This window comes from Saccharicrinis sp. GN24d3, from assembly GCF_052400645.1.
In the GTDB taxonomy this organism is placed as follows: Bacteria; Bacteroidota; Bacteroidia; order Bacteroidales; family Marinilabiliaceae; genus Saccharicrinis.
Window position 1 is genome coordinate 221,831 of record NZ_JBQTGI010000008.1, and the last position, 12,278, is coordinate 234,108.

General features: G+C 37.8%; 5 protein-coding genes. 3 read left to right on the top strand and 2 right to left on the bottom strand.

Features of this window, described 5'->3' with window-relative positions; all coding sequences use genetic code 11:
- Positions 1-68: 68 nt before the first annotated feature.
- Complete coding sequence (locus tag ACT29I_RS11665) at positions 69-2,360, bottom strand: tetratricopeptide repeat protein (RefSeq protein ID WP_444793529.1); 2,292 nt, start codon at positions 2,358-2,360, stop codon at positions 69-71.
- A 208-nt stretch (positions 2,361-2,568) separates the two neighbouring features.
- Complete coding sequence (locus ACT29I_RS11670; protein ID WP_430931252.1) at positions 2,569-3,105, bottom strand: HD domain-containing protein; 537 nt, start codon at positions 3,103-3,105, stop codon at positions 2,569-2,571.
- 1,160 nt (positions 3,106-4,265) lie between these two features.
- On the opposite strand from ACT29I_RS11670, the gene ACT29I_RS11675 reads away from it, so the two are divergent.
- From ACT29I_RS11675 to ACT29I_RS11685, 3 genes are all read left to right on the top strand, one after another.
- Positions 4,266-7,403, top strand: a complete 3,138-nt coding sequence (locus tag ACT29I_RS11675; protein ID WP_444793530.1) for a SusC/RagA family TonB-linked outer membrane protein — start codon at positions 4,266-4,268, stop codon at positions 7,401-7,403.
- Between the two features lie 20 nt (positions 7,404-7,423).
- Positions 7,424-9,373, top strand: coding sequence for a RagB/SusD family nutrient uptake outer membrane protein (locus ACT29I_RS11680; protein ID WP_430931250.1), 1,950 nt, complete (start codon positions 7,424-7,426; stop codon positions 9,371-9,373).
- A 109-nt stretch (positions 9,374-9,482) separates the two neighbouring features.
- Complete coding sequence (locus ACT29I_RS11685) at positions 9,483-12,278, top strand: SusC/RagA family TonB-linked outer membrane protein (protein ID WP_444793531.1); 2,796 nt, start codon at positions 9,483-9,485, stop codon at positions 12,276-12,278.

The window sequence follows — 12,278 nt, forward strand, 5'->3', positions numbered from 1 at the left end:
GGGAAATTAAACATCCAGTTTCTAATCTGTAAAACTGGATGTTTAAAACAAGGAACAATGATATGTTCTTATTCCTCAAATGACCTATAATTACTGACAAATGGTTTCGGTTTCACTTTGTTCCAATGTGTAAAACTTTGCAATTTTTCTAAGCAGACATAATCGTTAATCGTATTGAAAATAGCTTCTAAAAATAGATACTCGCTGCCATTAAGAATTTTACCGGCAAATGACATCAATTCCCTGTTATCCCAACAAACATGATCAATATTGTAAATGAACAAATACTTCATGTTTCCTAAAAAGTCATCATAATTTTCATGGTTGAACATGCTTATCAATATGGACAAGAATAAGGGGCGGGCAGTATGTCGGTTGGGAGAAGGTATGCCTATCATAAGCGATTTTGATATCAATGTTTTTGCTTGCGAAAAATGGCCTTGTATTAGCTTGAGTGAGGCATAGTTGGCCAAGTTGGCCGCGTCCAAGGGCGCCATAGATTGTGCAATCTGGTAATATTCCTCCGCTATCTGAAATTTTTTTCTCACATTTTGAAGAAAGAAGGCATAGTTCCCATAAAGAACACTATTGGTTTGATCTAATTTTAAGGCTTTCAGATATAGTTCTTCCGCTAAGTCGTCCTGCTTTTTAATACTGGTAAGTAATAGGGCATAGTTGCTTAAATATGTTGAACAGGTAGGGTACAGCTCCATTACTTTTTTATAACAGTCCTCAGAGCGCCTAAAGTCATTCAGCTTATTTTTAAATAACATGGCATAATCATTATATTTCCCTGCTTTGATATTTTTTGATTTAACCGATTCCTGTATTTCGTGGTTGAAATAATTGGATAGTTCTTTGTTCGCCCAAAGGTATCCATCGCATTTTTGTTGCGATTTAAGCAGGAAAACATAACTCAGCAGCATAATCCTGTATTTATAGTCGTACTTGGTCTTTCTATTTTGCAATAGTTTAATGTACACCTTAATAAACTTCATCTCTTTCATTCTGTTACGGGAGGTGTGATAATAGAGGATGAGTTTTTCTATGGCAGATTCGTACATATTAAAGGAGTTGCGGGGATATGCGCTCACCTTGTCCAATTCTTTCAGAACAATGTATTCCGCTTGGTCGATATTGTTTAAAGAAAGATTGCAAATCGCATTGGCTCCAACGGTTATAACATAATTTTGGTGTTCGGGAGAATATACCTTCTTAAAGCCCGCATATGTTTTGTTGAAGTAGTGAATGGCTTCGCCAGGCTTATTGGCATAATACAATAATTGTCCCATGTTATGCAAACTCTCAAGCATTAAGGTGTGGTTCTCTTTTAAGATTTGTTTTCGTATCAACAATCCCTTCTCGCAATACTCAATCGCTTTAGGAATGTCTTTGGTGTAAAAGGTGGCGAGTCCTAATATATCATAGGTATTAGCCACATAGTACTGGTTGTTATATGGTTCGAGATAGGGGAGGGTAGCTTTTGTGCATTCAATGGCTTTGGCACCCATACCCATCTGAACGTGGTAATTGGCAATATTTAAATGGGCCGCTATGGTTAAAATGTGTTCTTCTCCTAAAAGTATTTGCCGAATATATAATGCGCGCTGCAAGTAATTTTCGGCTCTGGAAAATTCATTGTTGTCATTATAAAGTAATGTTAATCCAAGTTCGGTATATAGTTGCGCAAGTTCCAGCTGGAATTGGGTAGCGTTTTTTTCCATTTCGCGGATGATAGGATCCAATAGTCTTATGGCTGCCTGGTTCTCGCCTTTTTTCCGGAGAATCTCAGCTTTGCGTGCAGTTAAGTTAGCCGTAAAAAGAAGGTTGTCGGGAATAGCTTTGGCCATTTTTTCTGCTTGCCTTACAAGCTCCATTCCTTTCGAAAAATTTCCTGAATAAATCAGATAGGTAATAACACGTTCACAAACAGTTGTAAAAGAGGTCTTGGTGGAATCAGTATAAATATAGTTCTTAATGTAAGATCTTGTTAGTCTTGTTAGTTTTTTATAATGATACCATGAGATATTGTTTTCTGGGTTTATGGGTAATACAGACTCAAGAAAACGGCCTAAAAACATGGATTTCCTGTCGTCCATTACCCAGTTGTCGTTTGCTGCTATTTTCCATGATGTTCCAACCTCAATGATCTTACCTTCCTTTTTTAAATATTCAAGAGCAGCTAAGATCTCCTTTTTTTGTATTTGGACATTAGAATCGTGTTTTTTTTCAACCAGGGCCCATTTAATGATGTTCAGCGATTTATCACTTAATACTATTTCACATGGAAGTGCAATGGTCTTTTCAAATGAGAAGAAGTGAAATACTGATGCTGCGTTTTGTTTAATTTTGGTTCCCATTTTAGTGTGTTTGAAGGTTTGTAAATCCTCTACAGCCTGGAGGTACATAATGTATTTGTCGGAGTGGGTCAATTATACCGTTTGTATAATGATAAGAACTTTATTTATTTTGAACGGGGATGGTCAAAATAAAATGCCAGATCGCAAGTGTTATCGAGACTCAAGAGAATATCGTTGCAGATATTATAGAATTAATTTATTCTATAGATTAAAGAATTTCTCGCCTTCTGTCTACCAGATCTCGTAGTTCGATCAGCATATACTTATTGGTCTTAATAGCCATTTTAAATACATACTGTTCGGTCTCGTCAAGATATCTCGATATTTTTTGTTTGGAGTGCGTATCGCGATGCAAATCAGTTAGGTTACTGATCCTGTCGGCACATTTTAGTATTAAGGCATTTTTTGAACCGTGATCTAGAACCCGCTGAAGATATTGCGGTTTCGATTCGTGCTTTAATCGCGTTACTTCAAGAATAAGTTGTGCAACTTGCTGGCTTTCTGAATCTATTTGTTGAATCTCCTCAACCTTAGTGTCCGGACGCTCTTCAAGTATATCATGTAATAGCGCCGCTTTAAGTAATACACTATCATTATAATATTTATAGTCCAATAAAATTCCCAGCGTGGCAAAGCTATGCCTGAATTGGTTTCCGCCCACCTTTCGTTCCACACCTATCAGGGTGGTAGCTTTCAGTATATAAGGTGCAAGTTCTAAATTTCTTAATGTCTCCAGATCGCTCATTTTTTTGTCTCCTCAACCTAAAATATCACCTTACCTATATCAGGTAACTTTCCGTAAATAAAAAAATAAGTCCCTATCCTGAAATAATCAATGATTATTCAGGATGATGTTCCATTCTTCAGAAAATTTGTGCGAAACCATAAAAATACAAAATTCGTGCGAGAATAACTGGATTTTTTTATTGTTTTTGAGGGCTTTTAAATTTGTCAAATGGAAAATATATAATCCACACGGGATGGGTTTAAGCCTGCTTGGCAGTCGATCTTCATGACAATATTTTTAAATTTTCAGGATTAAGAATCGGAAAATATGAAATAGATTACAGTCGTAAAGTTGGGGTTCAATTTCAGCCATATCACATTTTATATAGCCAACTTGGCCTATAAATCAGTGTGCAAGTTTAAATATTATTAACACATGATATCTTTTATGATTATCCATCTCCGAATTTATTTCAGATAGGGATCCTCCTTCCACCCCACCTGCCCTGCAACATTATGGGAGTTTGTGCTACCTAACTATTTGCTCCCTGCCAGCGGCTGGGAGGCGGATTTGTCGGTTTCGCTTTGTGACATTATTTACAGATCAAACTTATAATTGGTTTCCGTTATCGTTAAAACATACTCGGAACTACAAAATTAAATCATGGTGGATAGTTTGGTTACTAACTTTAAAAGGTGGGTAAAAATAATAAACGGGAGGGTGAATATCATTTAATAGTAGAAAATAGCCAATAAAATCGTATAATATTACATGTAAGAAAGTCCCGTATTATAATTTATTGCAACATTAATAAGTGTTGGGATACAACAAAATTCAAACCCCACCAAAAATATTCAAGTATCTGTATGAGAGTAGAATATGCGTATTGTGCAATATTCCAGATTAAGTTTATGTTAGTGAATGTCTAGTTGTGTTTTACATTCATCTTGTTATTGTTTTTTGTTCTGTTTTTCTGGTTTTACGACTAAAATTCTACCACCGACTTTATAAAAAAAATTCCCCTGTATTACACTTGTTTTAGTATACTTTTGAATTGTTAAAAAGTGTCTATGAATCAAAACGAAGTAAAATGATATTTAAGAGTGGTTAATAAAGGATTTGGTGATCAGTAAAAATTTAGAAAGCAACAAGAGAACCTTAATAGTAATTTATGTAATATGAAAAGCAATTTAAACTTAGCACAAATACTAAAGCGGATGCACATTTTGTTAATAATGTTGGCATTTGCTACGATTAGTGTTTTTGCGCAAAAAACTTCTGTGAAGGGTATGGTTGTCGATGGTGATGGACTGGGAATACCCGGAGTTAATGTATTTGTTAAGGGTACAACCATTGGTACCATTACCGATTTTGACGGAAACTACACGCTGTCTATCGATAAGACAGAGGGTACTACCTTGGTTTATAGCTTTATTGGCTATAAGACGCAGGAAATTGTTGTGGGGCAACAATTAATAATCAACGTAAAAATGGTTAGCGACACCGAAATCCTGGAGGATGTTGTGGTAGTAGGTTATGGTACCCAAAAGAAAAAGACCGTTGTAGGTTCGGTTGTACAAACAACAGGTGAGGAACTATTAAAAGTAGGTAACGTAGCCTCGGTTAGTGAAGCCTTGGCAGGTATGTTACCTGGTGTTTCTACCATGCAGGCTTCTGGTCAGCCGGGAGCAACCGAATCTACCATTCTTATTCGTGGTCAATCGTCTTGGGTAAACAATAGCCCGTTATTTATGGTGGATGGTATTGAACGTGAATTTAACGACCTCGACCCTAACGAAATCGAGTCGGTTTCGGTATTAAAAGATGCCTCAGCAACAGCTGTTTATGGGGTAAAAGGTGCCAACGGAGTAATCCTTATTACTACTAAAAGAGGACAAAAAGGTAAACCCAAAATTACCTTTACTGCCAACGAAGGTAGAAAAGTACCGGTTGTAAATACCGACTATATGGCTCCTTTTGCTGATGCACTGGAGTATTATAATATGGCGGCCATGTCGGAAGGAAGTTATAACAAGTTGCAGCCACAGAGTGACATTGATGCTTGGAGAGATCCAAACAGGGATATGGACTTTTACTCTTACACCAACTGGATTAACGAATTGATAGGAACAGGTGTTGCACGTTCTTATAACTTAAATGTATCGGGAGGTAACGATTTTGTAAAGTATTTTACCTCGTTAGGGTATAACTACGATGGTGATATGTTTGATCTTGAAGAACAACCATATATCGATCCCCGAACTTACCAAAAGAGATACAACTGGCGTAGTAACCTCGACTTTCAGTTTACTAAAACAACTAAGTTAAGTGTAAATGTATCAGGAGACTTCAAAGACTGGCACGGTAACAGGATTTCTGCAGATACGCCATTAGGATTTGACCAAAATGGTAATTGGATGTCGTCACTGTATAGCCAGGTGCAGGTAGGTACTCCCCCGGTTTTAAGTACCGGAGAACTGGGCGTTGGTAACAAAGCACAGGACTGGCGTAGCCATAACTATTTAGGTATGATGGAAAGAGAGAGTGAAAACACATTACGCTCAACCCGTTCTAACGTGGATGTTCAGTTTACGCAGGAGTTTCTTCAAAACTTTACTTTTAAAGCAAAAGTAGCTTACGATTACAGGGAATCGTATAGTGGTTCCATCACATTAGATCCTTTGTATTATAGGACAGATTACCGCTCTGGTGAAATATGGCAATTTAGTGACGATGTGGATGAAGTAGAAGGTTTACCTAATGTAAATAATGAATCACTAAGTTCTTATGGTAACTCTGTTTATTATGAGGCATCTTTAAATTATGTAAAAAATCTTGGAAGCCACGATGTAAGTGCATTGGCATTATTTAACAGGCGTAAAGCGCAAAACGGAATCAATTTCCCAAGATATGAAGAAAGCTGGGTAGGTAGATTAACCTATGGGTTTAAGGATAAATATTTATTAGAATTTAACGGAGCTTACAATGGTAGTGAGCAGTTTGATTCAGGTTACAAATTCGGTTTCTTCCCATCGCTTTCTACAGGTTGGGTAGTTTCTGAGGAAGCTTTCTTTAAAGATAATGTACCTTTTATCAATTTCTTAAAAGTAAGATATTCCTATGGTATTGTGGGTAACGATCAGTTAGGGGATGCTAACCGTTACCTTTACTTTTCGGCGTATGATTCTCACTCTGCAAATAATCCGGCTCAACACTGGAGTTATCAAGGCCACCCTGGTGGTTATGGTGGAACGGACAGTGAACAGTACCTGGGTACTTTATATTATGAAGATACTCCAGCCAACCTGGATGCTAAATGGGAAACAGCTACCAAGCAAAACCTAGGTATTGATATAACTGTATTAAATAACAAATTGAAAGCAAATCTTGATTTGTTCGATGAAAAAAGGGTTGACATTTTGATGCAACGTACATCCCTTCCAACGTGGTATGGTGGTAAAACACCATGGGCAAACATTGGAGAAACCAAAAACCACGGTTTTGATTTGGAATTAACATGGAATGACAGAATTGGAGATAACATGCGTTACCGTTTATCTGCAAACATTTCAATGAGCGAAAACCGTATAATTGAAAGAGATGATGCGGCGTTTGAACCTGAATACCAAAAGCAGGCCGGAAAACCAATTGGTTGGCAATCGGGCTTACTAACAGATGGTACGTACAATAGTTGGGATGATGTATATATTGGAGCGCCTTCTGACTACACAAGCGGCTTGCGTCCAGGGGATTTCCAGTTTGTGGACTACAATGGCGATGGAACCGTATCTAACTTAGACAGGGTTCCTATCGGAGAACCTTCGTATGCTTCCAACTCATTTGCTTTTAATGCAGGGTTTACATATAAGCAATGGAGTATATCTGCAGTGTTTAATGGTGTGTTTAGTATATCTAAAAATTTAATAGATAATTATCTGTGGGAATACGAAACATCAGGTGGTGATTTAGCTTTCAGAATACTAAACACTGAGATGTTGGATTATTGGTCTTACGATAATTTAGATGCTTCCCGTCCTGCATTACGAACTACGGACAATAATCACAATTCGCAAGCGAGCACTTATTCTCGAAGAAGTAGTGATTTTATTCGTCTTAAAAACTTAGAGTTGAAATATACTTTCAACAAGAATACCTTGGCTAATGTAGGGTTAATAAAAAGTCTGGAGATATTTGCTAATGGAAACAATTTGATTACATGGCAAAAATTACCTGATGAGTTTGATCCTGAAGCAAGAAGTTTGGCGGTATATCCTATTGCAAAACGATATAATGTTGGTTTAAGGGCGTCATTTTAATAATCAAAAAAAGAGATAAAATGAAGATAAAATATTTTAAATATTATACAATCATCTGTCTTTCAATGTTGTTTTTTGCTTCGTGTGAGGATTACCTTGAAAAAAGTCCTGATATGGGACTGACGGCAGAAGAGGTATACTCAGACTATGTTACCTTTGAAGGCACGGTAGATAGAGCTGTTGGTTTATTACATAACTATGTATACGATCCTTATGATTATGGTAGTGAGGTGGGCGTTTTTTCTGATGAGTGTCAGATAGTGAAATCAAATAGTATTGAAACAACTGTAAATGCTGGTAACTGGACTGATTTTAGTGGTTCAGGTATGAAATGGGACATGGGAATTGGTGAATATTCCAGTACATCATCTTCTGATGAGTGGGCTTATCGTTGGCATTGGCGTGAGGTTCAGGCCGAAGCGGTTGTTGGTATTAGATCGGTAAACTTAGCTCTTGAGAATATGCATTTATTGCAGAGCTTCCCCGAAGGATCGAAATACACACCCGAGGAGTTAAGAGCGCAATTAAAAGGACAATGCTTTTTATTGAGAGGGTGGTTCTATTTTATGATTATCCGCGACTATGGAGGAATGCCTGATATGAGAGCGTCATATTCAACAGATGAAGATTTTGATGTTATACGTCCAGAGTATCTAGAGTCTCACGAGTGGTTGATTCAGGATTTAGATAGTGCTATCCATTATTTACCGGAAGATTGGTTGGATTCTCCAAGTGAGGTAGGTAGAGCCACAAAAACAACAGCCCGTGCTATCAAGTCAATGGCGTTGATGTATGCTGCCAGTCCTAACTACAATATTACCAGGGCCGAAAGTTTAGGTTTCTCTGGCGATCCAATGTCAAAATACAACAGTGATATAGCTACTCAAGGTTTGGCTGCTTGTGTTGATGCTATTACAAGCGCCGAAAGTCATCCTCGTTATAGAATGTATTCACAGTCGGAATACACTTTAAATTTCCGTCAGCAAAATGCGGATGGTAAAGGTTTAAGTGATGAGGCAATATTCCAGCCCGCTATCAGACGTGTTACTGGAGGTAATATAAATGGAGCCGGAATGTACTTGCCAAGCTGGGATGCTTCGCAGGACTGGGCCAACTTTAGTGTACCTACGCAGAATGCTGTAGATTGGTACGAAACTGCTGACGGTTGGGAATTGGGTGATAACTGGCATCTGGGTTCTGGTGATGCGGAAGATAATTCTACTGTTTGGTCTAAAGATGATCCTTATGCAAATAGAGACCCAAGGTTAAAAACCTTTGTATTTACCCATGGCGACAATATGTATATTGGAGATAAGGCCATTGATAATACGGCAAACAATAATCAACGCAAAGGTTTACCTCCAGTTTGTTTGGTAGACAACCCTAATGGAGCACACTATGTTTACGAAACCCAAAAAGGTTGGAATCATACCGGATTTTACCATGCAGGAAAATACCGTCACCCAGGAGCTAACAGAGCTAATAACACAAGTGGTTATGTGCGTATATTCCCATTTATCAGGATGGCTCAGTTATATCTTGATTTCGCAGAAATGGCAAATGAGTTATATGGTCCAACAGGTGCGGTTCCAGGTATAAGTGTAGCTTCAGGTGTAACCAGTGCACAGAGTGCTATTAACTACGTACGAGCAAGAGTTGGTATGCCTTCAGTACAAGGCAAGTACTTAGCCAGTACCGAGGTTTTTAGAGAGTATATTAGAAAAGAACGCGCCAGAGAGTTATTCTACGAACAACACCGTTGGTGGGATTTAAAACGTTGGAGAACTGCTCATACTGAATTATCTAAAGGTATTTGGGTAGCAGATATTGCTGAAACAGGTGGTAGCTATTCTTATAGTAAAAAGCTATCTGGATATGAAAGAGTATTTGAAAACAGAAATTATTGGTATCCATTTCATTCTAATGACATGAACCTTTTCAAAAACTTTGAACAAAATCCGGGATGGTAATGGTTTACGGATGTAATATCATAGAAACTAAGAGAGTAAACGCAAAAATCATTATTGATGAGGGTTTATTTACAGTTTAATTAATTACCCCTGAAAATAATTAAAACATATGAAAAAGTATTTATTAATAATATCAGTTTTATTGCTCTCCAATTTGTTGGCAGATGCACAAAACGACTCCACAACGGTTAAACCTAAGGAAACGGTGCAACTGCCGTATGCCGAAATCGAAAAGGAGAGAGTAGTTGGAGCAGTTGATGTAATACAAGGCGACGATATTAGACGTTCGGGCGAGTACCGTGCGAACAATGCCTTAGCCGGACTTGCTTCGGGAATGTACGTATTAAAAGGTGCCGGGCAACCTGGTGCCAATTGGGCTACATTGAGTATCCGTGGTCGCTCCAGAGGGGGAAGAAGTGATTCCCCAATGGTTGTTGTAGATGGTATCCCTAACAGGGATTTGGATAATATTCCAATGGAATCTATAGAAACAATTCAGATTTTAAAAGACATCACAGCTAAAATGTTATATGGTAGCAATGCTGCAAATGGTGTTATTTTGGTAACCACAAAAAGAGGTTATGTATCAGAGCGTAAATTATCTTTCTCGGCAGAAGGTGGTATTAAGTCACCAACGGCTCTTCCCGAATATTTGGATGCAGCTACTTATGCCGAAGTATTTGATAATGCCTTGGTAAACGACGGCGAAACACCATTACATACACCTGACGAGTATGACAATTATAGAAGTGGTGAATATCCTAGAACTTATCCGGATATAGACCATTACGATATGTTCCTGAAAGATTTTACCGATTACCAACGTGTAAACTCTGTATTAGAAGGAGGGGATGAAAAAACCAAGTACTTCCTGAACATGGAGTATGTGAGAGAATCGGGTTTGGAAAAAGTAGGTGAAAACAATACGTATAATATTATAAACCTAATGACCAAACTAGATTATGAAGTAAACGATGTTATCAGTGTTAGTTTGGATGTGGCAAGCCGCATTGGAATTAGAAACTATGCCCGATTAGGTGCAAATGATATGTTTACAGATTTATCTTCTCAACGACCTAATGATTACCCAATGTTTGTTACTGCAGATGGTTCCGAACATCCTGATTCTTTAGGATATCACTCAAGTTATAATAACATCTATGGAGATTTAACCAGATGGGGATATAGAGACAATCGCGAATTTCAGGGTCAAACTACCTTTGGTTTACAATTTGACCTTGATAAATATGTAGACGGTCTGTCTGGAGGTGTTTCTGTTGGTTTTGATGCTTATCGTTCTATTACAAAAGGTAAAAACCTACAATATTCAAGATATAACGTGGTAGATGAAAACACGCTTGAAGAAATTGGTGATAATGTACCTAGTGGTAACGAAGGAAGATATAGTGACGACTTCAATAGAAATATTGTAGGAACAGCTTATTTAAACTTCGACAAGGTTTCAGGTAAACATGCCATTACTTCAAACCTGGTTTATTCGGTGCGCACCTTGGCACAAAAGGTAACATCTTCGTATCAGGGGGGAGTTCGTCAGGATGACAAGAATATTAACCTGGGTTTAAGAGCTAACTACGCATTTGATAATAAATATGTTGTTGAAGCTACCTCTTCGTTAATGGGCTCAGATAAGTTTGCTCCAGGAGAAAGATATGGTTTGTTTGGTAGTGCAGGGGCAGGATGGATTGTTTCAAACGAGGATTTTGCGGCTAACCTTTCTTTTATCAACTATTTAAAAGTAAAAGGTAGTTACGGTGTTATGGGCTATGACCGATATCAGTGGGACAGCGATAATAACAGCAGTAACAGTTTTGAATATTACCGATATATTGACGAGTACCAAACAGCTGGTAGTGTGAGATATGGAGAAAACTTCTCGGCATCAGCTACCAAATATGGTGTAAGGTTAACATCGGTAGGAAACCCTGATTATACCTTTGAAAAAGCCAGGGAATTAAACATTGGTGTTGAAGCTACTCTTTTTGATCATGTTTCATTGGAGTTCAATTATTTTGATGAATTCCGTTATGATATGCCAACTTACCTGAGCAGCGTGGTTCCGGGTTATTATGTAAGCATATCCCCTAAAGGTAACTATGAAGAACTGTCCAACAAAGGAGTTGACTTTCAACTTGAGTACAAAAATACCATTGGAGATTTACATTACAGCATTGGCGGTAACTTCATGTACTCAGAATCTAAATGGGAACAATTGGATGAAATTAGCCAATACGACCATTTGTTAAGTACAGGTACCGAAACAGATGCTATCTGGGGATGGGTATACGAAGGTGCTTATACGGCCGATAATCTTGTTGGCAATACCGTTACTTCAACCTATACCGGAGACCGTGGACTTATTGAAGGCGATCTTATTTATAAAGATGTCGTGGCTGATGGTTCTATCGACGGAAACGATAAAGATATTATTGGCAACAGTTTCCCTCGTATTAATTATGCACTTAACCTGGATTTAGAGTATAAAGGTTTTGAATTATATGCTTTAGGACAAGGTGTTGCAGGCTTGGATAAAATGTTAACCAATTCTTATTATATGCCTTATGGTAGCCGTAAGTATTCTGACAGGGTACTTCAAGAAGGTTATCCAACACTTACTTCAAAAAACAGTGGTCATAGTTTTATGAACTCAGCCTACTGGATGGAAGATGGTTCTTACTTTAAATTAAGAGTGTTAGAATTAAGTTATATGTTACCAGAAGGTTTGGCAAATAAAATATCAGCCGATAAGGTTCGCTTTTATGTGAAAGGAACAGACTTGTTCGCCCTTTCAAATATTGAGGATCTTGATCCTGAAGATACAAATGCCGGTGTAACCAGATACCCAATGTTTACAACATACTCATTAGGGTTAAAAGTGACATTTTAA

What these genes read in the sequence shown, in the direction of transcription:
- ACT29I_RS11665 (WP_444793529.1), bottom strand. Translation starts at nt 2,360, where the DNA reads ATGGGAACCAAAATTAAACAAAACGCAGCATCAGTATTTCACTTCTTC.
- ACT29I_RS11680 (WP_430931250.1), top strand. Translation starts at nt 7,424, where the DNA reads ATGAAGATAAAATATTTTAAATATTATACAATCATCTGTCTTTCAATG.
- ACT29I_RS11670 (WP_430931252.1), bottom strand. Translation starts at nt 3,105, where the DNA reads ATGAGCGATCTGGAGACATTAAGAAATTTAGAACTTGCACCTTATATA.
- ACT29I_RS11675 (WP_444793530.1), top strand. Translation starts at nt 4,266, where the DNA reads ATGAAAAGCAATTTAAACTTAGCACAAATACTAAAGCGGATGCACATT.
- ACT29I_RS11685 (WP_444793531.1), top strand. Translation starts at nt 9,483, where the DNA reads ATGAAAAAGTATTTATTAATAATATCAGTTTTATTGCTCTCCAATTTG.